We start from the raw sequence: 21,958 nt of genomic DNA, 5'->3' as shown, positions 1-21,958 counted from the left end.
CGTTTGCGGCGCTCATGGTTCCAGGCGGTCTTCAAGTCGTACCCCCTGGGACAGGGTGCGGGCCACCGGGCAGCGGCCGGCAATCTCCAGGAGGCGCTGACGCTGGGCCGGGGTCAGGGGGCCCTGGAGCTGGATACGGCGGCGGATCAGGTCCTGACGCTGGCCATCTGCCTCCACCTTTTCCCATTCCAGCTCCACCCGGACCTGCTCCAGGGGCAGCTGTTTCAGGTCGGCGTACATGCGCAGGGTCATGGTGGTGCAGCTCCCCAGGCTGGCGGCCAGCAGCTCCATGGGGGCGGGGCCCAGGTCCTGGCCGCCGCCGGAGACCGGCAGGTCGGCCTGCCACTGGTGCGCACCGGCCTGGATCAGCTGGCGGTAGGGGCTCAGGCCCTCGGCCCGGGCTTCCTGAACGATGATGGGTGTAGCCATGTCTCTCCCCGCTGGTTTTCTTTTGTTGGTTGCGGGCATGATAGCGTTTTCAGGAGGTCCGCAACTTGAACGACAGGCAACCCTCTCCCTGGCTGTTGCGCCAGGCCCACAGATTCAGGCCCGCCGGGCGGATTCTTGACCTGGCCTGTGGCTCCGGGCGCCACAGCCGCTGGCTGGCGGCCCAGGGCTACCGGGTGCTGGCGGTGGACCGGGACCCCGAGGCCCTGGCCGGGTTGGCCGGGGTGCCGGGCCTGGAGACCCGGCAACTGGATCTGGAAGGGGAGGTCTGGCCCCTGGATGGGCTGGAATTCGACGGGGTGCTGGTGACCAACTACCTGTACCGCCCCAGGCTTGATGCGCTGGTGCAGCTGCTGGCCCCCGCGGGCATCCTGATCTACGAGACTTTCATGGTAGGGCACGAGGTGTTCGGCCGGCCTTCGCGGCCGGATTTTCTGCTCCAGCCGGGGGAGCTGCTGGAGTTGGCCCGGCGGCATGACCTCTTCGTGGCCGGTTTCGAGCAGGGGGAAACCGGCGCGCCGGCCCGGGTGCAGCGGCTCTGCGCCAGCCGCGATGCCCTGGGGACGGGTCAGCAGCTTTAGCGCAGCTGGGGCTGCAGCACCGGCCAGATGTTGTCGAGGATGCGGGGCTGGGCGGCGGCCACGGGGTGCAGGCCGTCGGGCTGGAACAGCTGGGGCTGGTCGGCCACCCCTTCGAGCAGGAATTTCACCAGGGGCAGCCGCAGGTCCCGGGACAGTTCGCCGTAAAGGGCGTCAAACTGCCGGGCGTAGGGGCCGTAGTTGGGGGGAATGCGCATGCCCACCAGGACCACCCGGGCGCCGCTGTTCCGGATCACCTGGATCATGGTCACTAGGTTATCCCGGGTCTGGCTCAGGGGCAGGCCGCGCAGGCCGTCGTTGGCACCCAGGGCCAGCAGCACCAGGGAGGGCTTGTGTTCGCTCAGGGCGGCGGGCAGGCGGGAACGGCCGCCAGCCGTGGTCTCCCCGGAGATGCTCAGATTCACGACGTTATAATCGGGACCCTGGCGCTGCAGGCGGGCCTGCAGCAGGCTGGGCCAGGCCGTTTCCAGGGGAATGCCGTAACCCGCCGAAAGGGAGTCGCCCAGGATCAGGATGTTGCGCGCCGCCAGGGCTGGCAGGCTGCAGCAGAGCAGGGCCAGCAGCAGAAGCAGCAAGCGTTTATGGGGGAAATAGTGCATGGCAAATGAACGGGTGGTGGAAGTCGAGGCCTTGGGCAAGGAGGTTCCTGCCGCGGACGCCGGGCAGGAAGCGCTGGTCATTCTGCAGGATATTTCCTTCTCGGTCACCGCCGGGGAGTCCGTGGCCATCGTGGGGGCCTCGGGCTCGGGCAAGTCCACCCTGCTGGGCCTGCTGGCGGGATTGGACCTGCCCAGCCGCGGTTCGGTTCGCCTGGCGGGGGAGGACCTGGTGGGGCTGGACGAGGACCAGCGGGCCCGATTGCGGGGGCGTCTGCTGGGCTTCGTGTTCCAGTCCTTCCAGCTGCTGCCGGCTCTGACGGCCCTGGAGAACGTGATGCTGCCCCTGGAGCTGGCCGGAGCCGATGCCGCCGAGGCCCGGGCCCGGGAGTGGCTGGAGCGGGTGGGGTTGTCCCACCGGCTGGGCCATTATCCCAAGCACCTTTCCGGCGGCGAGCAGCAGCGGGTGGCCCTGGCTCGGGCCTTTGCCCCGGCCCCGAAGCTGGTGCTGGCCGACGAGCCCACCGGCAACCTGGATGCCCAGACCGGGGAGCGCATCATCGACCTGATGTTCGCCATCAATGCCCAGCAGGGCACTACCCTGGTACTGGTGACCCACGACGAGGCCATCGCCCGCCGCTGCCACCGGGTGCTGCGCATGCATGGCGGTCGTCTGGTGGCTGAATAGGTCGGCCAACCGCGGGCCTGTTCCCGGGAATCGGTGCCGCCCTGGCTTGCGCTGAGCCAGGGCTAGGTGCGCCGGGCCGCCAGGCTCAGCCGGGCGGCGGCCAGGCCGCTGCGTACGGCGCCTTCCAGGGTGGCCGGGTAGTCCGCCCAGCAATGGTCGCCGGCAATCCATAGCCCGGGCCAGGGGGTGGTCTGGGGGCAGGCCGGCAGGTCGGGGGTGCAGGCGAAGGTAGCCCGTTGTTCCTTGATCAAGCGATACGGGGACAGGGGCCGGGGGCCGGTGAAGCTGCAGATTTCCTCGTGCAGGGCGGCGGCCAGGGCCGTTTCTTCCAGGGTCTCCCAGGGGCCGTGGCCGGAGAGGCTGGCGGCAATGACCCCCTGGCCACGATCCACCAGCCATTGTCCGTGGCCGCCATGCAGGGCCATGAGGGGGAAGGGCAGGGCGGTGTCGGCCGGGTAGTGGAAATAGAGGGTGGCGATGGGTTCGTAGCGGTAATCCGGCAGGGGCAGTCCGGGCCCCGGCAGCAGAGCGGCCAGATGCTGGGGGGCCACGGCCAGGATGAGTTGGTCGAACTGTTCTTCTTCCACCCGCCAGCCCGCTCCATCCTGCTGCAGCTGCCGCACCCGCCGGCGGGTCAGCACCCGGGCCCCCTGCGCTTGCAGCCATGCGCCGGCAGGGTCGGGGAGCAGTTCCGACAGGGTCTGGCGCGGCAGCAGCAGGTCCGTGGCCCCGGGCAGGGGGCTGCCCAGGCTGTCGCGCAGCACTCGGGCAAAGCGTTGGGCCGAGGCAAGGGCCGGCGGCGTGTTCAGGGCGGCCAGGCAGAGGGGTTCCCAGAGCCGCTGGCGCAGGACGCCCGTCTGTCCGGCGGCATCGAGCCAGTGGCTGACGCTGCTGTCCCGTTTCAGCCGGAACTGCCGGTATTTGAGGCCCTGCATCCAGAGGGCGGTGCGGAGTTTTTCCCCCAGGGGGACGCCTCGGGCCGTGAGCAGGCCCCAGGCCAGGTTCAGGGGCGGGGCCCAGGGGGGCAGGGCGAGGCGGAAGCCCTGGTTGTCGCGCACTTCCAGGGGCAGGCGGCGCAGCAGCCGGGCCGGATCGGCACCCACCCGCTGCATCAGGGCCAGGGTGTCCGTGTAGGCGCCCAGGAGCAGGTGCTGGCCGTTATCCAGGCTGCCGTCAGCCGTGTCGGCCCGGCGGGCCCGGCCACCCAGCTGGCGCCCGGCTTCGAACAGGGTGACGCTGGCGCCCCGGTGGGCGAGCTCCACGGCGGCGGCGATGCCGGCCCAGCCGCCGCCGATGACGGCGATCTTCATGTCAGGCCAGGATCCAGGTCTTCCAGGCCAGCCAGAGCTTGCGTACCGGGGTGAGGGCGATGCGCTGGTGCAGCACCTGGAAGTTCTCGGCCTCGATTTCCTTGAGCAGGGTGCGGTAGATGGCGGCCATCACCAGCCCCGGGCGCTGGGACTTGCGGTCCGCCGGGGGCAGCTGCTCCAGGGCCTGGTCGTAGTAGCGCTGGGCCCGTTCCAGCTGGAAGCGCATCAGGGCGGTGAAGTTGTCCGAGTAGCGGCCATTGAGGATGTCGGCAGCCGGCACGTTGAACTGCTTCAACTCATCCATGGGGATGTAGATGCGGCCCCGGCGGGCGTCCTCGCCGATGTCCCGGATGATGTTGGTGAGCTGGAAGGCCATGCCCAGGTCGTGGGCGTACTTGAGGGTCTGGCGGTCCTGGAAGCCGAAGATCTCGGCGGCCAGGAGGCCGACGACGCTGGCCACCCGGTAGCAATACAGGGAGAGTCCCTTGAAATCCAGGTAGCGGGCCTGCTGCAGGTCCATTTCCATGCCGTCGATGATTTCCAGCAGTTGCTCCCCGGGCAGGTTGAAGCGCCGGCCGGCGGCCTGCAGGGCCTGGCCCACCGGGTGCTGGGGCTGGCCGGAGCCGATCCGTTCCACTTCCTGGCGCCACCAGGCCAGCTTGGTGGAGGCCAGGGCCGGGTCCTGGCATTCGTCCACCACGTCATCCACTTCCCGGCAGAAGGCGTACAGGGCCATGATGGCCTGGCGTCGTTCCAGGGGCAGGAAGAGGAAGCTGTAATAGAAGCTGGAGCCGCTGGCTGCAGCTTTCTGCTGGCAGTAATCGTCGGGAGTCATGGGGGCTCGGGGTGTGGGAGGCGTCACATTGTAAGGGAACGGCGGGCCATCACCAGCCAGTCCAGGGGGCCCAGCCGGGGGCGGCGGCGGAAGATGTCGTAATCGGCCTGTTCGATGCGCTCCAGGATGCGCAGTCCTCCCTGGATGGTGAGCCGGATTTCCCAGCCCATGCGGCCGGGCAGGTGATGCACCAGGGGGGCGCCGCTCAGCATCAGCGCCCGGGTGCGGGCGATCTGGAAGGCCAGGAGCTGGCGCCAGGCATCGCTGCAGCGGGCGGCGGCGATGTCCTCCGGGGTGACGCCGAAGCGCGCCATGTCGTCCCCGGGAAGGTAGATGCGGTCCTTCTGCCAGTCCACCGCCACGTCCTGCCAGAAATTGATCAGCTGCAGGGCCGAGCAGATGCAGTCGGACTGGTGCAGCTGTTCCGCCCCGTCGCGGCCGAACAGGTGCAGGACCAGCCGCCCCACTGGGTTGGCGGAGCGGCGGCAGTAGTCCAGCAGCTCCGGGTAGTCCCGGTAGCGGGTCTGCACCACGTCCTGGGAAAAGGCGTCCAGCAGGTCCCGGAACAGCTGCAGGGGCAGTCCGTGCTGGCGCACCACCGGGGCCAGGCGCTGGAAGATCGGCTGGGCCGGGGTGGCGCCGGCTTCCAGCTGATCCAGGGCGGCCTGGAAGGTCGCCAGGCTGGCCAGACGTTCTGCAGCGGGGACCTGGCCCTCGTCGGCCAGATCGTCGGCGGCCCGGGCAAAGTGGTAGATGGCCTCGATGGGTCCCCGCAGGGCTTTGGGAACGAGCAGGGAGGCAACAGGAAAATTCTCGTAATGATCGACCGGCATCGGGCAGGTTTGCTTGGGCGGTTGGCGGTGGTCTCCGGGGCGATGGCGGCGCTTGCCGGCCCGGGCAGGCAGCCTGACAGTATACGGAGTTCTCGGTTAGAATGGCGGGCTTTAGCGCGGGTGGCGGAATTGGTAGACGCACTGGATTTAGGTTCCAGCGCCGCAAGGTGTGAGGGTTCGAGTCCCTCCTCGCGCACCAGAATTTGTCACCATTACTACAACCCAGCGCTTTATTTTCAATGCAGCCAGTCCGGGCCCATGTCCGGCCTGGCGTGCTGCTTCTGAGGAAACTTCATGGAAACCACCACCCAAACCACCAACCCTCTGGAACGTCGTCTGGACCTCTCCGTCGCCATCGATGCCCTGGAGAGCGCCACCGAACAGCGCCTGAAGCGCATGGGCCGCAACATGAAGATGCCCGGCTTCCGCCCCGGTAAGGTGCCTTTTGCCATGGTGAAGCAGCAATATGGTGCAGAAGCCCGCCATGAAGCCCTGACTGAAGCCCTGAATACCGCCTTCGGTGAAGCCGTGGTGGGGCAGAAACTGAATGTGGCCGGTTATCCCAACATCGAACCCAAGAAGACCGAGAGCACCACCCATCTGGAGTTCTCCGCCGTGTTCGAGGTCTATCCCGAATTCGCCCTGGGCGATCTGTCCGCTTCCAGCGTCGAACGTCCGGTTCTGGAAGTCAGCGACGCCGAAGTGGACAAGACCCTGGACATCCTGCGCAAGCAGCGGGTCCGTTACAGCGCCACCGACCGGGCTGCCGCCAAGGAAGACCGGGTCGTGATCGACTTCCTGGGCAAGAAGGACGGCGAGCCCTTCCAGGGCGGCCAGGCCAGCGATTATCCCTTCGTGCTGGGCCAGGGCATGATGCTGCCCGAGTTCGAAGCTGCCGTGGAAGGCATGAAGGCTGGCGAATCCAAGACCTTCGACATGACCTTCCCCGCCGATTACTTCGCCAAGGATCTGGCCGGCCAGACCGTGCAGTTCGAAATCACCGCCAAACAGGTGATGGCGCCCACCCTGCCGGAAGTGGATGCTGACTTTGCCAAGACCCTGGGTATCGAGGATGGCGACATCGCCAAGATGCGTGCCGAGATCGAAGGCAACCTGAAGCGCGAAGTGAAGAAGCGCATCGAGGCCCGCCTCAAGGACCAGGTCATGGACGCCCTGGTGTCCGCCAACCCCATCCCCGTGCCCAACGCCCTGGTGGAGATGGAAGTTCAGCGCCTGATCCAGAATGCCCGCCAGGACATGGAGCAGCGTGGCATGAAGGCCAAGGACTTCCCCATTCAGCCCGAGTGGTTTGCCGACCAGGCCAAGCGCCGCGTCACTCTTGGCCTGATTCTTGCTGAACTGGTCAAGTCCGAGAAGCTGCAAGCCAAGCCCGAACAGATCAAGGCCCTGGTGGAAGAAGCTGCCCAGACCTACGAGAATCCCGCCGAGGTGGTGGGCTGGTACTACGCCCAGCCCCAGCGTCTGTCCGAGGTGGAAGCCGTGGTCATCGAAAACAACGTGGTGGAGTGGGTGCTTTCCAAGGCCCAGGTCACCGACAAGACCGTTGCTTTCGACGAACTGATGGGCCAGAAAGCCTGATCTTTTTGTTGTAAAGCCGACAGCTTGCTTGACATCCGGGGCTGCTGCCCCGGATGCTGTTTCGAATCTGGAGCCTGCGGGCTCCTCGCAATTTGTGGAGCGGTGCCCGGCCCCGGGTGTCGCAGCGCCGCTCCCGCCACTTGAAGACCGAGGTGAACATGGAACACAAAAGCGACTGGGATCCCCAGGCTCTGGGCCTGGTGCCCATGGTGGTGGAGCAGAGCGGCCGGGGTGAGCGGGCCTATGACATCTATTCCCGCCTGCTCAAGGAACGGGTGGTGTTCCTGGTGGGGCCGGTCAATGATGCTTCCGCCAATCTCGTGGTGGCCCAGCTCCTGTTCCTGGAAGCCGAGAATCCGGACAAGGACATCTTCTTCTACATCAACTCCCCCGGGGGGTCGGTGACGGCCGGCATGTCCATCTACGACACCATGCAGTTCATCAAGCCGGACGTCTCCACCCTGTGCATGGGCCAGGCCGCCTCCATGGGCGCCTTCCTGCTCTGTGCCGGCGCCAAGGGCAAGCGTTTCGCCCTGCCCAATTCCCGGGTGATGATCCACCAGCCCCTGGGCGGCTTCCAGGGCCAGGCCTCGGATATCGCCATCCACGCCAAGGAAATCCTGTCCATCCGCGAGAAGCTGAACCGCATCATGTCCGAACACACCGGCCAGCCCATCGAGCGGATCGAGAAGGATACGGACCGGGACAACTTCCTGTCGTCCCAGGAAGCCATGGAATACGGCCTGATCGACAAGGTCCTGGCCCGTCGCGATGTCGCTTGACGACAGCCCCCAAGAAACCTCTGGAGATTTGAAGATGGCGGACAAAAAAGGCGGCAACGAGAAATTGCTCTACTGCTCTTTCTGTGGCAAGAGCCAGCATGAGGTGAAGAAACTCATCGCCGGTCCTTCCGTATTCATCTGCGACGAGTGTATCGAGCTCTGCAACGACATCATCCGGGATGAAATGCCGGGCGACGAGGTCAAGGGCGAGATGTCCGACCTGCCCGTGCCCCGGGAAATTTCCACTATCCTCGACCAGTACGTGATCGGCCAGGAGCAGGCCAAGCGCATCCTGGCGGTGGCGGTGTACAACCACTACAAGCGCCTGCGCTTCAAGGGCAAGAACACCGACGAGGTGGAGCTGGCCAAGAGCAACATCCTGCTGGTGGGTCCCACGGGCTCCGGCAAGACCCTGCTGGCCCAGACCCTGGCCCGCATGTTGAACGTGCCCTTCGTCATGGCCGATGCCACCACCCTCACCGAAGCCGGCTACGTGGGCGAGGACGTGGAAAACATCATCCAGAAGCTGCTGCAGAAGTGTGACTACGATGTGGAAAAGGCCCAGCAGGGCATCGTCTATATCGACGAGATCGACAAGATTTCCCGCCGTTCCGAGAATCCCTCCATCACCCGGGACGTGTCCGGCGAAGGGGTGCAGCAGGCCCTCTTGAAGCTGATCGAAGGCACCATCGCCTCCATTCCTCCCCAGGGCGGACGCAAGCACCCCAATCAGGATTTCGTCCAGGTGGATACCACCAACATCCTGTTCGTGTGCGGCGGCGCCTTCGACGGTCTGGCCAAGATCATCCAGGCCCGTTCCGAAAAGGGCGGCATCGGCTTTGGTGCCACGGTGAAGCGCAAGGAAGAGGGCAAGGCTACCGGCGAGGTGCTGAAGGATGTGGAGCCCGAGGACCTGATCAAGTTTGGCCTGATTCCCGAACTGATCGGCCGTCTGCCGGTGGTGGCCACCCTGCAGGAGCTGGACGAAACGGCCCTGGTGGAAATCCTCATCGAGCCCAAGAACGCCCTGATCAAGCAGTACCAGAAGCTGTTCTCCATGGAAGGGGTGGAGCTGGAAGTGCGGCCCGCCGCCCTGATCGCCATCGCCAAGAAGGCCCTGGAGCGCAAGACCGGGGCCCGGGGCCTGCGTTCCATCCTGGAGCACGTGCTGCTGGACACCATGTACGAACTTCCGGGGATGGAGGATGTCTCCAAGGTGGTGATCGACGAGAACATGGTGATCGGGGATGCCAAGCCCCTGCTGATCTACGCCGAACAGCCCAAGGTGTCCGGCTCCAATTGAGCCGGGTGCCTTGAAATTACCCATTCAGCCCTCAGTTAAGAGGGGACGTCACTTTTCAAGGCATCCACATGTCCAATAGCACAACCCCGCTCCCCGAATCGGTCGAGCTGCCCCTCCTGCCCCTGCGCGATGTGGTGGTGTTCCCCCACATGGTGATTCCCCTGTTCGTGGGGCGGCCCAAGTCCATCAAGGCCCTGGAACTGGCCATGGAGGGCGACCGCTCCATCCTGCTGGTGGCCCAGAAGTCGGCCACCAAGGACGAGCCGGGTCCTGACGACCTGTATCACATCGGCTGCCTGGCCAATGTGCTGCAGATGCTGAAGCTGCCCGACGGCACCGTGAAGGTGCTGGTGGAAGGGGTGCAGCGGGTGCGTGTCGACACCGTTCAGTCCCTGGAAACCCATTTCGTCGCCAGCGCCAGCCTGCTCGGCAACGGCGGTGAGGGGGATCACGAACTGGAGGCCATGCGCCGGGCCGTGGTGGCCCAGTTCGACCAGTATGTGAAGCTGAACAAGAAGATCCCCCCGGAAATCCTCACTTCCATTGCCGGCATCGAGGAAGCGGGCCGTCTGGCCGACACCATTGCCGCCCATCTGCCCCTCAAGCTCGAGCAGAAGCAGGAAATCCTGGAAATGGAATCCTCCCGGGCCCGCATCGAGCGGCTGCTCTCCCAGCTGGAGTCGGAAATCGACATCCTCCAGGTGGAAAAGCGCATCCGCGGCCGGGTCAAGCGCCAGATGGAGAAGAGCCAGCGGGAGTACTACCTGAACGAGCAGGTGAAGGCCATCCAGAAGGAGCTGGGCGAAGGTGAGGAAGGCGCCGACCTGGAGGAGCTGGACAAGAAGATCCAGGCAGCCGGCATGAGCAAGGAAGGCCTGGCCAAGGCCCAGGGCGAGCTGAAGAAACTGAAGCTGATGTCCCCCATGTCCGCCGAAGCCACGGTGGTGCGCAATTACATCGAGACCCTGATCGGGCTGCCCTGGCGCAAGAAGACCCGGATCAGCAAGGATCTGACGGCGGCCGAGAAAATCCTCGATACGGACCACTACGGCCTGGACAAGGTCAAGGAACGCATCATCGAATACCTGGCCGTGCAGCAGCGGGTGGACAAGGTCAAGGCACCCATCCTCTGCCTGGTGGGCCCCCCGGGCGTGGGCAAGACCTCCCTGGGGCAGTCCATCGCCAAGGCCACCAACCGCAAGTTCGTGCGCATGGCTCTGGGCGGTGTGCGCGACGAAGCCGAGATCCGCGGCCATCGCCGGACCTACATCGGCTCCATGCCCGGCAAGATCCTGCAGAGCCTGTCCAAGACCGGAGTGCGCAATCCCCTGTTCCTGCTCGACGAGGTGGACAAGCTGGGTCAGGATTTCCGGGGTGATCCCGCTTCCGCCCTGCTGGAAGTGCTGGATCCGGAACAGAATCACACCTTCCAGGACCATTACGTGGAGGTGGATTTCGACCTCTCCGACGTGATGTTCGTGGCCACGGCCAACACCCTCAACATTCCCGCGGCCCTGCTGGACCGGATGGAAGTCATCCGCCTGTCGGGCTACACGGAAGACGAGAAGGTGAACATCGCCATCCGTTACCTGCTGCCCAAGCAGATGAAGAACAATGGCGTCAAGACCACCGAGCTCTCGGTGACCGAAGGCGCCATCCTGGACATCGTGCGCTACTACACCCGGGAAGCCGGGGTGCGCAGCCTGGACCGGGAAATCTCCAAGATCTGCCGCAAGGTGATCAAGACCCTGCTCCTGAAGAAGCGGGAAGGCAAGATCGTGGTCAATTCCAGGAATCTGGAAAAGTACCTGGGTGTCCGGCGTTACAGTTTCGGCATTGCCGAGAAGGAAAACCAGGTGGGGCAGGTGACCGGGCTGGCCTGGACCGAAGTGGGCGGGGAGCTCCTGACCATCGAATGCGCCGTCATGCCGGGCAAGGGCAACATCCTGCGTACCGGCTCCCTGGGCGACGTGATGAAGGAATCTGTGGAAGCCGCCCGCTCCGTGGTGCGGGCCCGGGCCGAGCGTCTGGGCATCAAGGCCGAAGCCTTCGACAAGCAGGACATCCACATCCACGTACCGGAAGGGGCAACCCCCAAGGACGGACCTTCCGCCGGCATCGCCATGACCACCGCCCTGGTTTCCGCTTTCACCGGCATTCCCGTGCGTTGCGACGTGTGCATGACCGGGGAGATCACCCTGAGGGGTGAAGTCCTGGCCATCGGCGGGCTGAAGGAAAAGCTCCTGGCGGCGGTACGTGGCGGCCTGAAGACGGCCCTGATCCCCCAGGAGAACCTGAAGGATCTGGTGGATATCCCCGACAACATCAAGAACAAGATCGAGGTACTGCCCGTCAAATGGATAGACCAGGTCCTGGAGCGGGCCCTGGAACGCCGGCCTGAACCCCTGGCAGAAGAGGTGGCCGGGGACAAGGTGGCCCCGCTGCCGGAGGCCGAAGCCAAGGCTGTCACTACCCACTAAATTTTGCATTTGGGCTATTCCGGACCTTACTGTTGTTGTAGCATTTTCAACGGCCCGAATGTCGCGCTGCCCCCCCTGAATCCGCTTGACACCAGGGTTTTTGGGGGGCTATAACGTGCCGTGCAGGTGGTAGATCCGTTTCCCATTCAAACCAAAGAGGGGGTTTAAGTGAATAAATCCGAACTGATTGATGCGATTGCTGCAGAAGCTGATATTTCCAAAGCTGCTGCCGGTCGTGCGCTGGATGCAACCGTTGCTGCAGTGACCAAGGCTCTCAAGGATGGCGAGATGCTGACCCTGGTGGGTTTTGGCACCTTCTACGTGGGTGAACGGGCCGCCCGGAGTGGCCGCAATCCCCGCACTGGCGCCACCATCAAGATCAAGTCCGCCAAGGTCCCCAAATTCCGTGCTGGCAAAGCGCTCAAGGATGCTGTAAACTAATCTGCTTCGGGTGCTTAGCTCAGTTGGTAGAGCGTCGCCCTTACAAGGCGAATGTCGGCGGTTCGACCCCGTCAGCACCCACCAGATCCGAAGGGAGTTAGCTCAGGCTAACTCCCTTTTGTTTTGTTAAAACAGGGGGAATGCTGGCTTTTCCGGGATTTGGATAGCATAATCACAACATTTGCTGGATCGATCTTGGCTCATGGGTAACATTCTGCTTGTGCATCAGTCCAGGGTTATACGGGCAACCCTGTCTCGCCACCTGGAGGAACAGTTCAAGGTTCTTGAGGTGCTGGACGGCGAGTCGGCCTGGCAGACCCTGGTGCTCGACCATGATGTGGTGGCGGTGATTGCCGGGCCGGACATTCCCCGTCTCAGTGGCCTGGACCTGCTCGAACGGCTGCGTCGCAACCGGCTCCAGCGCCTCAAGCACATTCCCTTCTATCTCATCGGCTCCGAGACGCGGATCGAGGAAATCACCGATGAAGCCCGCAAGCTGGGCGTCACGGATTTCATCCTCAACGGCATGGGAAAGTGGGAAATCCTGCCCCTGCTCCAGGCCCAGAAAACCGCTGCCGCCCAGGAAGCATCGCCTTCCGTCGAGCCTGTCCGGCTGGCGGCCACTGCCAAAGAGGGCAAGCCGGTGGTGCACTTCCGGGATACGGGGCTGCTCTCGGCCTCCTTGTTCGAGGAAGGGGTGCGGCGCATGTTCGCCCGGGTCGGAGATCTGGGCGCGGTGCTGGTGTTTGGCGTGGATGGATACAGCGGCCTGGTGGATCACCTGGGCAAGAGCACGGCCAGCCGTATCGCCGAGAAATTTGCCCGCCTGGTCCAGGGCAAGATCGGCGCCAGTGATTTCATGGGCCACCATGGCGCCGGTCGTTTTGCCATTGCAACCCGCTCTTCCCGGCTGGATCAGTGCGAGGCTTTTGCCAAGCGGGTGGCCAGGAGTCTGGCCAATGCCCAGATCGTGGTGCGCGGCAAACCCGTGCAGCTCACCATCAGTTCCGGTGCGGCCAGCCGTCCCGAAGATGGCATGATTTCCGGTGAGGCCCTGCTGGCCCTGGCGCTGGGACGCATGGAGGCCGCCATGGCGGCAGGTGGGGGACGGGTCCAGATTCATGGCGAGGGGCTGCAGCATACGCCGGGGAAGGCGCGCCACAGCGAACTCGCCTGAACGCAGCGCGGTTTCGTTTCCAGCAGGCCGGGGCCTGGAGTACGGATGGGAAAAGTTATCCCGCGGGACTGTCCGGGATGCTTGCAGCGATGAGCACCACTTCTATTCTGTAACCGGGGTGAGCCAGCTTGGCCTGGATGCAGGCCCGGGCAGGGGCGCAGCCCTCGGGAATCCAGGTATCCCAGAGTTCGTTCATGGCATCGTAGTCTTCCATGTTGCGCAGGTAGATGGTGGCCAGCAGCAGCCGGCTCTTGTCGCTGCCGGCCTGGGCCAGGAGCCGCTCCAGGCTGTCCAGGACCTCCCGGGTCTGGGTGCGGATGTCGGCCTCGGTACTCTGGGGGACCTCCACCAGATAGACGCTGCCGGCATGACTGACGCTGTCGGAGTAGCGGCGGGTGGTTCCATGGCGCTGAATTTTCATTGTGTCTTGATGTCCGTTCATGGTGGGATATTTCGGAAGAAAGCGGGGCAAGCCCGGGGGGCGGGGCCCAGGGTACCGCTCCCGGGGGCTGGACTTCAAGGTCCCGGGATGTTTCCATCCCTCCGCTTGCCCCAATGATTTCAGGAGAACCTGCCATGAGCGCCTTTCCCAAAGCTTTGCTCATTGATCTGGCCGGGGTGCTGCATACGGGGGACCAGGCCCTGCCCGGCTCCGTGGCGGCCCTGGCCCGTTTGCGTGCCGCCGGCCTGCGGCTGCGTTTCCTGACCAATACCACCCGTGCGCCCAGCACGCTGATCCTGAGCCGTTTGCGGGCCATGGGGTTTGCCATTGCAGCCGGGGAAATCCAGACGGCCGCCCTGGCGGCCCGGAGCCTGGTGCGGCAGCGGGGCTTGCGGCCCCATTGGCTGGTGCATCCGGACATCGCCGGGGAAATGGGGGCGAACGCCGAAGACCCGGACGTGGTGGTGCTGGGGGATGCGGGTCATGCTTTTACCTACGAAGCCCTGAACCGGGCTTTCCGGCTCCTGGACCGGGGCGCCGCCTTCATGGCCATGGCCTGCAACCGCTACTTCATGGAGCCGGACGGGCTTTCCCTGGACATGGGGGCCTTCGTCAAGGGGCTGGAGTTCAGCGCCGGGGTCGAGGCGGAGATTGTCGGCAAGCCGGCCCGGGCCTTTTTTGAGGCGGCCCTGACGGAACTGCAGGTGGGCGCCGAGGAGGCGATTCTGGTGGGGGACGATTTGCTGGACGACATCGGCGGCGCCCAGGGGGCGGGTATTCGGGGGTTTCTGGTGCGTACCGGCAAGTTCAGGCCGGGGGACGAAACCCATCCCCTGGTGCGGCCCGATGGGGTCTTCGACGATTTGGCCGCCCTGGTGCGCCACCTGGGCGTTTGAGCCGCCGCCATGAAAAAGGCCCGTCCGGGCGGGGACGGGCCTTGGGGTGAAGCGGGGGCGGGGAATCAGGCTTTGACCGGGATCTTGCCGATCTTGACCTGCCATTCCTTGGGGCCGGTCTCATGCACGCTGGTGCCGGAGGAATCCACGGCCACGGTGACGGGCATGTTCTGCACCTCGAACTCGTAGATGGCTTCCATGCCCAGGTCGGCAAAGCCCACCACCTTGGCGCTCTTGATGGCCTTGGCCACCAGGTAGGCGGCACCGCCCACGGCCATCAGGTAGGCGGACTTGTTGTCCTTGATGGCCTCGATGGCGACGGGGCCGCGCTCGGACTTGCCGATCATGGAGATGAGGCCGGTCTTCTCCAGCATCATGCGGGTGAACTTGTCCATGCGGGTGGCGGTGGTGGGGCCGGCGGGGCCGACCACTTCATCGCGCACCGGGTCCACGGGGCCGACGTAGTAGATGACCCGGTTGGTGAAGTCCACCGGCAGCTTCTCGCCCTTGGCTAGCATGTCGGCGATGCGCTTATGGGCGGCATCGCGGCCGGTCAGCATCTTGCCGTTGAGCAGCAGCTTCTGGCCCGGCTTCCAGGAGGCCACTTCTTCCTTGGTCAGGGTATCCAGATTGACCTGGGTGGCGGCCTTCAGGTCCGGGGTCCAGGTCACGGCGGGCCAGTCTTCCAGCTTGGGCACTTCCAGCTTGGCCGGACCGGAACCATCCAGATGGAAATGGCAATGGCGGGTGGCGGCGCAGTTGGGCACCAGGGCCACGGGCAGGTTGGCGGCGTGGCAGGGGTAGTCCAGCACCTTGACGTCGAGCACGGTGGTGAGGCCGCCCAGGCCTTGGGCGCCGACGCCCAGGGCATTCACCTTCTCGTACAGCTCCAGGCGCAGCTCTTCGGCCCGGGTCAGCTTGGCGCCGCTCTTGGCCTTGTCCTGCAGGTCATGGATGTCCACCGGGGCCATGATGGATTCCTTGGCCAGCAGCATGGCCTTCTCGGGGGTGCCGCCGATGCCGATGCCGATGATGCCGGGGGGGCACCAGCCGGCGCCCATTTCCGGAATCTTGTGCAGAACCCAGTCCACCAGGTCGTCGGAGGGGTTGAGCATGGCGAACTTGGACTTGGCTTCGGAGCCGCCGCCCTTGGCGGCGCAGATCACTTCCACGTGGTCGCCGGGAACGATCTCGAAGTGCACCACGGCCGGGGTGTTGTCCTTGGTGTTCTTGCGGGCGCCGGCCGGGTCGGCCAGCACGGAGGCGCGCAGGGGGTTGTCCGGGTTGGCGTAGGCGCGGCGTACGCCTTCATTGACCATTTCCTGCAGGCTCATGGTGGCGTCGTCCCAGCGGACGTTCATGCCGACCTTGAGGAAGACCATGCCGATACCGGTGTCCTGGCAGATGGGGCGGTGGCCTTCGGCGGCCATGCGGGAGTTGGTCAGGATCTGGGCAATGGCGTCCTTGGCGGCAGGGGATTCCTCACGCTCGTAGGCTTCGCCCAGGGCCTTGATGTAGTCCAGGGGGTGGTAGTAGCTGATGTACTGGAAAGCGTCCGCGATGGACTGGATCAGGTCTTCCTGGCGTATCGTCGTCATATGGTTTTCTCCGTTATTGGCGTCTGCTGCGTTGCTCAGTGGTTGCCCTTGGCCAGATGCACGGACTGGTTCATCAGCCTGTCCGTGTAGGCCATGGCCATGGCCGAAATGATGAATACCAGGTGGATGATCACCTGCCATTGGATGGTGTGCTCAGGCAGGTTGCCGGCATTGATGAAGGTTTTCAGCAGGTGGATGGAAGAGATGCTGATGATGGCGGTAGATAGCTTGATCTTCAGCACGCCTGCATTGACGTGGGACAGCCATTCGGGCTGGTCCGGGTGGTTTTCCAGGTTGAGCCGGGAAACGAAGGTTTCGTAGCCGCCGATGATGACCATGATCAGCAGGTTGGCGATCATCACCACGTCGATGAGCCCTAGCACGATCAGCATCACGTCCACTTCGGTGAGGCTGCCCACGTGCAGCACCAGGTGCAGCAGCTCATGGAAGAAGTGATAGACATAGACGCCCTGGGCGACGATCAGGCCCAGATACAGGGGGGCCTGAATCCAGCGGCTCCAGAAGATGAATTTCTCCATGGGGGTTTCGGTAGTTTTCATTTTATGGGGCGAAAAAGACAAGAAAAGGACGCGGAAGTTTACCACGTCACCCCAGGTACACCGCGGCCTTGCCCGGCTTGGGGGCGGGGTCCGGAAAGCCGCGCCAATGCTGCGCTGCAGCGTGAATATGTAAGGGCTCTGTAAGATTATCCGCGTCTAATGTTGCGCAAGCGCGCTGCTTGTTGCAGCTCACTCGAAGCATCACCCGATACCCATACCGCAGAGGAGAATGTCTATGTCGAATGAATCCGTGCAGCTCTACTATCCGTCCCCCGAGTTCGTGAAGAATGCCGCCGTTTCCGGGATGGATGCCTACAAGGCACTGTGCGCGGAGGCAGAAAAGGATTACGAAGGCTATTGGGCCCGCCATGCGCGGGAACTGATCACCTGGCAAACCCCTTTCACCAAGGTGCTGGACGAATCCGAAGCTCCTTTCTACAAGTGGTTCACCGACGGCAAGCTGAACGTTTCCTACAACTGCCTGGATCGCAATGTCGAGGCCGGCAACGGCGACAAGACCGCCATCATCTTCGAAGCCGATGACGGCCAGGTGACCAAGGTCTCCTACAAGGAACTGCTCTCCAAGGTCTGCAAGATGGCCAACGCCCTCAAGTCCATGGGGGTCAAGAAGGGTGACCGCGTCGTCATCTACCTGCCCATGACCGTGGAAGGCATTGTTGCCATGCAGGCTTGTGCCCGCATCGGCGCCACCCATTCCGTGGTGTTCGGCGGCTTCTCCGCCCAGTCCCTGCGTGACCGCATCAACGATGCCGGTGCCGTCTGCCTGATCACCTCCGATGGCCAGTTCCGTGGCGGCAAGTCCATTCCCCTGAAGCCCATCGCCGACGAAGCCTTCTCCCTGGGCGGCTGCGAATCCGTCAAGAACGTGATCGTCTTCAAGCGCACCGGCGGCGAAGTCTCCATGACCGCCGGCCGCGACCAGTGGCTCCACGAGGTGCTGGCTTCCCAGCCGGAAACCTGCGAACCCGAGTGGGTCGAAGCTGAACATCCCCTGTTCCTGCTCTACACCTCCGGTTCCACCGGCAAGCCCAAGGGCGTGCAGCATTCCACCGGCGGCTACCTGCTGCAGGCCATCATGACCATGAAGTACAGCTTCGACATCAAGCCTGCCGATGTCTTCTGGTGTACGGCCGACATCGGCTGGGTCACGGGCCACACCTACATCACCTATGGCCCCCTGGCCTGCGGCGCCACCGAAGTGGTGTTCGAGGGCGTGCCCACCTATCCCGATGCAGGGCGTTTCTGGAAGATGATCCAGGACCACAAGGCCAGCATCTTCTACACCGCGCCCACCGCCATCCGTTCCCTGATCAAGGCGGCGGACACCAACGAGGCCGTGCATCCCAAGAAGTACGACCTGTCCAGCCTGCGCCTGCTGGGTTCCGTGGGTGAGCCCATCAACCCTGCCGCCTGGGAGTGGTACCACCAGAACGTGGGTGGCGGCCGTTGCCCCATCGTCGATACCTTCTGGCAGACCGAGACCGGCGGCCACATGATCACCCCCATGCCTGGTGCCACCCCCCTGGTGCCTGGTTCCTGCACCCTGCCGTTCCCCGGCATCCAGGCCGCAGTGGTGGACGAGACCGGTTCCGACGTGCCCTGGGGGCAGGGCGGCATCCTGGTGGTCAAGAAGCCCTGGCCTTCCATGATCCGCACCATCTACGGCGATCCCGAGCGCTTCAAGAAGTCCTACTACCCCGAGGATCTGGGCGGTACCCTGTACCTGGCGGGCGACGGTGCCATCCGTGACGCCAAGACCGGCTACTTCACCATCACCGGCCGTATCGACGATGTGCTGAACGTTTCCGGTCACCGCATGGGCACCATGGAAATCGAATCCGCCCTGGTGGCTCACGAGAAGGTGGCCGAGGCCGCCGTGGTGGGTCGTCCCGACGACCTGACCGGTGAAGCCATCTGCGCCTTCGTGGTGCTCAAGGGCGCCCGTCCCACCGGCGACGAGGCCAAGAAGGTGATCAAGGAGCTGCAGGACTGGGTGGGCAAGGAAATCGGCCCCATCGCCAAGCCCAAGGACATCCGCTTCGGCGAGAACCTGCCCAAGACCCGTTCCGGCAAGATCATGCGCCGTCTGCTGCGTTCCCTGGCCAAGGGCGAGGAAGTCACCCAGGACACCTCCACCCTGGAAAACCCGGCCATCCTGGAGCAGCTGAAGGGTTGATGGTCCCAGGCCGGGGCTGCCTCCGGGCAGCTTCCGGCCGCCGGCTTGCCGGCGTCGTATCCGGAACCCCCAGGGGTTCCTGCTTCCCCAGGGGAAGCGAAATCCAGGCGGGCATTCTGCCCATGTCCGTCTGAAAACACACTATAAGGAGGCAGGAGAGAGACATGGGCGCCTATCTGTTGTGCGGGTGTCCAATTGGCAGCCACGGCAAGCGTGGCGCCCGAGGCGGCCGGCGCGTTGTTAACGCGTCGGCCGTTTTCGTCTGCACGACCGGGAGGCGGGCCTGATGCAAGCTTTCAACAGGGGGCGTCAGCGTCTCGTGGCCCTGGCATTGCTGGGGCTGGTGCTGCTCACCCCGCCCATGCTCAACACCCAGGCGGGGGCTTCCGGGCTGGATGCCTTCCTGTACCTGTTCGGCGTCTGGGCCGGCCTGATCCTGGCGGCCGCCTGGGTGGCCGAGCGCCGGGACTGAAGATGAATCCCTGGGCCGTATTCCTGCTGGCGGCGGGCTATCTGGGCCTGCTCTTTGCCATCGCCCGCTTCGGTGACCGGCGGGCCGATCAGGGGCGCTCCATCATCTCTGCCAACGTCTATGGCCTGTCCCTGGCCGTCTATTGCACCTCGTGGACCTTCTTCGGCAGTGTCGGCCGGGCCGCTTCGGGGGGCATGGGCTTCCTGACCATCTACCTGGGTCCCACCCTGATGCTGATGCTGGCTCCGGTGCTCCTGAAGATGATCCGCATCAGCAAGCGGGAACGGCTCACTTCCATTGCCGACTTCATCGCCGCCCGCTACGGCAAGCGCCAGGCTCTGGCCGGACTGGTGACGGTGATTGCCGTGATCGGCATCGTGCCCTACATCGCCCTGCAGCTGAAGGCCATCGCCGCCAGCCTCCAGGCCCTGTTTCCCGAACAGGGCGGCCTGTTGCTGCTGGGCCTGGATGCCACGGCGGTGATCGCCCTGGCCCTGGCCGCCTTCACCATCCTGTTCGGTACCCGGCACCTGGATGCCACGGAGCGCCACGAGGGCATGGTGGCGGCCATTGCCTTCGAATCCATCGTCAAGCTGGTGGCCTTCCTGGCCGTGGGCCTGTTCGTCACCTACGGGATGTACGGGGGCTTTGCCGACCTGTTCCGGCAGGCGGCGGCGCTGCCCCGGACGGCGGCGCTCCTGGACCTGGAGCAGGGGCTGGGCAACTGGGCCCCCCTGGTGCTGCTCTCGGCCCTGGCCATCGTGCTCCTGCCGCGCCAGTTCCAGATCCTGGTGGTGGAGAACGTGGACGAGAGCCACCTGCGCCGGGCCGTCTGGCTGTTCCCCCTGTACCTGCTGCTGATCAACATCTTCGTGCTGCCCATCGCCATTGCCGGCCTGCTCCAGGACCTGCCCGGCAACGGCGACATCTTCGTCCTCGGCCTGCCCCTGAGCCAGGGGCAGGAAGGCCTGGCCCTGCTGGCCTTCATCGGCGGCCTGTCCGCCGCCACCGGCATGGTCATCGTCGAGACCATCGCCCTGTCCACCATGGTCTGCAACGACCTGGTGATGCCTGCCCTGCTGCGGGTCCGGGCCCTGGGCCTGGCGCAGCGCCCCGACCTGTCGCGCCTGCTGCTCAACATCCGCCGGGGGGCCATCGTGGCCATCCTGCTCCTGGGCTACGCCTACTTCCGGGCCGCCGGGGAGGCCTATGCCCTGGTGGGGATAGGCCTGATCTCCTTTTCCGCCGTGGCCCAGTTCGCGCCGGCCCTGTTTGGCGGCATGTACTGGCGCCAGGGGAACCGGGCCGGAGCCCTGGCAGGGCTGGCCGCCGGTTTCCTGGTCTGGGCCTACACCCTGCTTCTGCCGTCCTTTGCCAAGTCCGGCTGGATTCCCGGGGACTTCGTGGAGCAGGGCCTGTTCGGTCTTTCCTGGCTCCGGGCCCATGCCCTGTTCGGGCTGACCGGGCTGGACGAGATTTCCCACTGCCTGTTCTGGAGCCTGTTCCTCAACACCGCCTGCTACCTGCTGTTTTCCCTCTCCCTGGGGCCCGATGCGGTGGAGGCTCGCCAGGCCAATGCCTTCGTGGACGTGTTCCAGCGCCGGGGCGGCGATACCTCGGCCCTGCTCTGGCGGGGCAAGGCTTCCTACCAGGCCCTGGCCGGCCTGCTCGAACGCTTTCTCGGGGCGGAGCGGGCCCGCCTGCAACTGCAGTCCTATGCCCGCAAGCGGGGCATCGCGGACCTGGCGGCCCGGGAGGTGAACGCGGAGCTGGTGCGTTTTGCCGAGATCCAGCTGGCCGGCGCCCTGGGCTCCGCCAGCGCCCGGGTGGTGCTGGCCTCGGTGGTGGAAGAGGAGGAGCTGGGACTGGAGGAGGTGCTGCACATCCTCGACGAAGCTTCCCAGGTGCGGGCCTACAGCCGGGAACTGGAGCGCAAGTCCCGGGAGCTGGAGGCCGCCACCGGGGAGCTGCGCGCTGCCAATGCCCGGCTGCGGGAGCTGGACCGGCTCAAGGATGATTTCGTGTCCACCGTCACCCACGAGCTGCGCACCCCCTTGACCTCGATCCGGGCCTTTTCGGAACTCCTGGCCGAGGACCCGGACATGGCGGTTCCCGAGCGCCAGCGTTTTCTCGGTATCATCGTGACGGAAACCGAACGCCTGACCCGGCTCATCAACCAGATCCTGGATCTGGCCAAGCTGGAAGCCGGGCGGGCCGACTGGACCTCCAGCGAAGTGGATCTGGCGGGGCTGGTGCGGGAGGCGGCTGCCTCCCTGGAGCAGCTGTTCCGGGACAAGGGCGTGGCCCTGGCCCTGGAATGCCCCGGGGAACCGGTGCCGGTCCTGGCCGACCGGGACCGGCTGACCCAGGTGATGATCAACCTGCTCTCCAACGCGGTGAAATTCGTCCCCGCCCGGGAGGGCCGGGTGTCGGTGCAACTGCTGTCCAGCCTCGACCGGGTGCAGGTGCGGGTCACCGACAACGGCCCGGGCATAGGGCCGGAAGAAAAGGAATTCATCTTCGAGCGCTTTCGCCAGGGGGGCAACACCCTGACGGACAAACCGAAGGGGACGGGCCTGGGCCTGCCCATCAGCCTGCAGATCGTCGAGTACTTCGGCGGCCGTCTGTGGGTGGAAAGCGAACCCGGGCAGGGGGCCAGCTTCATTTTCGAGCTGCCCCTGCAGGCAAGGAACTGAATACTAA

At 64.9% G+C, this 21,958-nt stretch carries 20 protein-coding genes and 2 tRNA genes; 14 read left to right on the top strand and 8 right to left on the bottom strand.

The window, feature by feature from the left end; genetic code table 11:
* Positions 1–12 precede the first annotated feature (12 nt).
* Entirely contained in the window at positions 13–429 is a 417-nt protein-coding gene (locus G474_RS0111845; RefSeq protein WP_026687160.1) for an OsmC family protein, read from the bottom strand.
* Between the two features lie 65 nt (positions 430–494).
* On the opposite strand from G474_RS0111845, the gene G474_RS0111840 reads away from it, so the two are divergent.
* Complete coding sequence (locus tag G474_RS0111840; protein WP_026687159.1) at positions 495–1,028, top strand: class I SAM-dependent methyltransferase; 534 nt, start codon at positions 495–497, stop codon at positions 1,026–1,028.
* Here G474_RS0111840 and G474_RS0111835 read toward each other — a convergent pair.
* Complete coding sequence (locus G474_RS0111835; RefSeq protein ID WP_281171726.1) at positions 1,025–1,621, bottom strand: arylesterase; 597 nt, start codon at positions 1,619–1,621, stop codon at positions 1,025–1,027. The two genes, G474_RS0111840 and G474_RS0111835, sit on opposite strands and share 4 nt — an antisense overlap.
* Positions 1,622–1,643: 22 nt before the next feature.
* Here G474_RS0111835 and G474_RS0111830 point away from each other — a divergent pair, with 22 nt between their 5' ends.
* On the top strand, positions 1,644–2,330 hold the full coding sequence (locus tag G474_RS0111830; protein ID WP_026687157.1) for an ABC transporter ATP-binding protein: 687 nt from the start codon (positions 1,644–1,646) through the stop codon (positions 2,328–2,330).
* Positions 2,331–2,392: 62 nt separating this feature from the next.
* Here G474_RS0111830 and hpnE read toward each other — a convergent pair whose 3' ends face one another.
* The 3 genes from hpnE to hpnC are packed head-to-tail and all read right to left on the bottom strand — an operon-like array spanning position 2,393 to position 5,308.
* The gene (gene hpnE, locus G474_RS0111825; RefSeq protein WP_026687156.1) at positions 2,393–3,640 is read right to left on the bottom strand and encodes a hydroxysqualene dehydroxylase HpnE; all 1,248 of its coding nucleotides are present in this window, start codon (positions 3,638–3,640) and stop codon (positions 2,393–2,395) included.
* 1 nt (position 3,641) lies between these two features.
* Positions 3,642–4,475 carry a presqualene diphosphate synthase HpnD gene (gene hpnD / locus G474_RS0111820; RefSeq protein WP_026687155.1) on the bottom strand — a complete coding sequence of 278 codons (834 nt, stop codon included), beginning with the start codon at positions 4,473–4,475 and terminating at the stop codon, positions 3,642–3,644.
* A 23-nt stretch (positions 4,476–4,498) separates the two neighbouring features.
* On the bottom strand, positions 4,499–5,308 hold the full coding sequence (gene hpnC / locus G474_RS0111815; protein WP_026687154.1) for a squalene synthase HpnC: 810 nt from the start codon (positions 5,306–5,308) through the stop codon (positions 4,499–4,501).
* 114 nt (positions 5,309–5,422) lie between these two features.
* Here hpnC and G474_RS0111810 point away from each other — a divergent pair.
* The 8 genes from G474_RS0111810 (at position 5,423) to G474_RS20580 (ending at position 13,090) form a co-directional block, all read left to right on the top strand.
* Positions 5,423–5,507: transfer RNA gene (locus G474_RS0111810), tRNA-Leu, on the top strand.
* Positions 5,508–5,602: 95 nt separating this feature from the next.
* A complete protein-coding gene (gene tig, locus G474_RS0111805; protein ID WP_026687153.1) occupies positions 5,603–6,907 on the top strand; it encodes a trigger factor in 1,305 nt (434 codons plus the stop codon).
* A gap of 158 nt (positions 6,908–7,065) precedes the next feature.
* Positions 7,066–7,689 (top strand): ATP-dependent Clp endopeptidase proteolytic subunit ClpP, encoded by a 624-nt coding sequence (gene clpP, locus G474_RS0111800; RefSeq protein ID WP_043464220.1) that lies wholly within the window; start codon positions 7,066–7,068, stop codon positions 7,687–7,689.
* Positions 7,690–7,723: 34 nt separating this feature from the next.
* The gene (gene clpX, locus G474_RS0111795; RefSeq protein WP_026687151.1) at positions 7,724–8,992 is read left to right on the top strand and encodes an ATP-dependent Clp protease ATP-binding subunit ClpX; all 1,269 of its coding nucleotides are present in this window, start codon (positions 7,724–7,726) and stop codon (positions 8,990–8,992) included.
* Between the two features lie 68 nt (positions 8,993–9,060).
* Positions 9,061–11,472 carry an endopeptidase La gene (lon, locus tag G474_RS0111790; protein WP_026687150.1) on the top strand — a complete coding sequence of 804 codons (2,412 nt, stop codon included), beginning with the start codon at positions 9,061–9,063 and terminating at the stop codon, positions 11,470–11,472.
* A 168-nt stretch (positions 11,473–11,640) separates the two neighbouring features.
* Positions 11,641–11,913 (top strand): HU family DNA-binding protein, encoded by a 273-nt coding sequence (locus tag G474_RS0111785; RefSeq protein ID WP_026687149.1) that lies wholly within the window; start codon positions 11,641–11,643, stop codon positions 11,911–11,913.
* Between the two features lie 8 nt (positions 11,914–11,921).
* Positions 11,922–11,997 (top strand) — tRNA-Val (locus G474_RS0111780).
* Between the two features lie 118 nt (positions 11,998–12,115).
* The gene (locus tag G474_RS20580; protein WP_084513730.1) at positions 12,116–13,090 is read left to right on the top strand and encodes a GGDEF domain-containing response regulator; all 975 of its coding nucleotides are present in this window, start codon (positions 12,116–12,118) and stop codon (positions 13,088–13,090) included.
* A 55-nt stretch (positions 13,091–13,145) separates the two neighbouring features.
* On the opposite strand, the gene G474_RS0111770 is transcribed toward G474_RS20580, so the two are convergent.
* Positions 13,146–13,511: a RidA family protein gene (locus G474_RS0111770; protein ID WP_026687148.1), complete on the bottom strand. Its 366-nt coding sequence runs from the start codon at positions 13,509–13,511 to the stop codon at positions 13,146–13,148.
* Positions 13,512–13,666: 155 nt separating this feature from the next.
* Between G474_RS0111770 and G474_RS0111765 the strand changes: the two genes are divergently transcribed.
* The gene (locus tag G474_RS0111765) at positions 13,667–14,428 is read left to right on the top strand and encodes a TIGR01458 family HAD-type hydrolase (protein ID WP_026687147.1); all 762 of its coding nucleotides are present in this window, start codon (positions 13,667–13,669) and stop codon (positions 14,426–14,428) included.
* A 65-nt stretch (positions 14,429–14,493) separates the two neighbouring features.
* On the opposite strand, the gene G474_RS0111760 is transcribed toward G474_RS0111765, so the two are convergent.
* Entirely contained in the window at positions 14,494–16,026 is a 1,533-nt protein-coding gene (locus tag G474_RS0111760) for a fumarate hydratase (RefSeq protein ID WP_026687146.1), read from the bottom strand.
* A gap of 35 nt (positions 16,027–16,061) precedes the next feature.
* Positions 16,062–16,565: a TIGR00645 family protein gene (locus tag G474_RS0111755; RefSeq protein WP_245589353.1), complete on the bottom strand. Its 504-nt coding sequence runs from the start codon at positions 16,563–16,565 to the stop codon at positions 16,062–16,064.
* 256 nt (positions 16,566–16,821) lie between these two features.
* Between G474_RS0111755 and acs the strand changes: the two genes are divergently transcribed.
* The 3 genes from acs (at position 16,822) to G474_RS0111740 (ending at position 21,951) form a co-directional block, all read left to right on the top strand.
* Positions 16,822–18,783 (top strand): acetate--CoA ligase, encoded by a 1,962-nt coding sequence (acs, locus tag G474_RS0111750; RefSeq protein WP_026687144.1) that lies wholly within the window; start codon positions 16,822–16,824, stop codon positions 18,781–18,783.
* A 286-nt stretch (positions 18,784–19,069) separates the two neighbouring features.
* Positions 19,070–19,255 carry a hypothetical protein gene (locus G474_RS0111745; protein WP_026687143.1) on the top strand — a complete coding sequence of 62 codons (186 nt, stop codon included), beginning with the start codon at positions 19,070–19,072 and terminating at the stop codon, positions 19,253–19,255.
* A 2-nt stretch (positions 19,256–19,257) separates the two neighbouring features.
* Positions 19,258–21,951: a sensor histidine kinase gene (locus tag G474_RS0111740; RefSeq protein WP_026687142.1), complete on the top strand. Its 2,694-nt coding sequence runs from the start codon at positions 19,258–19,260 to the stop codon at positions 21,949–21,951.
* The last annotated feature ends 7 nt before the right edge of the window (positions 21,952–21,958 follow it).

This window comes from Azovibrio restrictus DSM 23866, assembly GCF_000429665.1.
In the GTDB taxonomy this organism is placed as follows: Bacteria; Pseudomonadota; Gammaproteobacteria; order Burkholderiales; family Rhodocyclaceae; genus Azovibrio; species Azovibrio restrictus.
The sequence above is the reverse complement of the archived record's forward strand: the minus strand, read 5'-3'. Positions and strand labels throughout refer to the sequence as shown.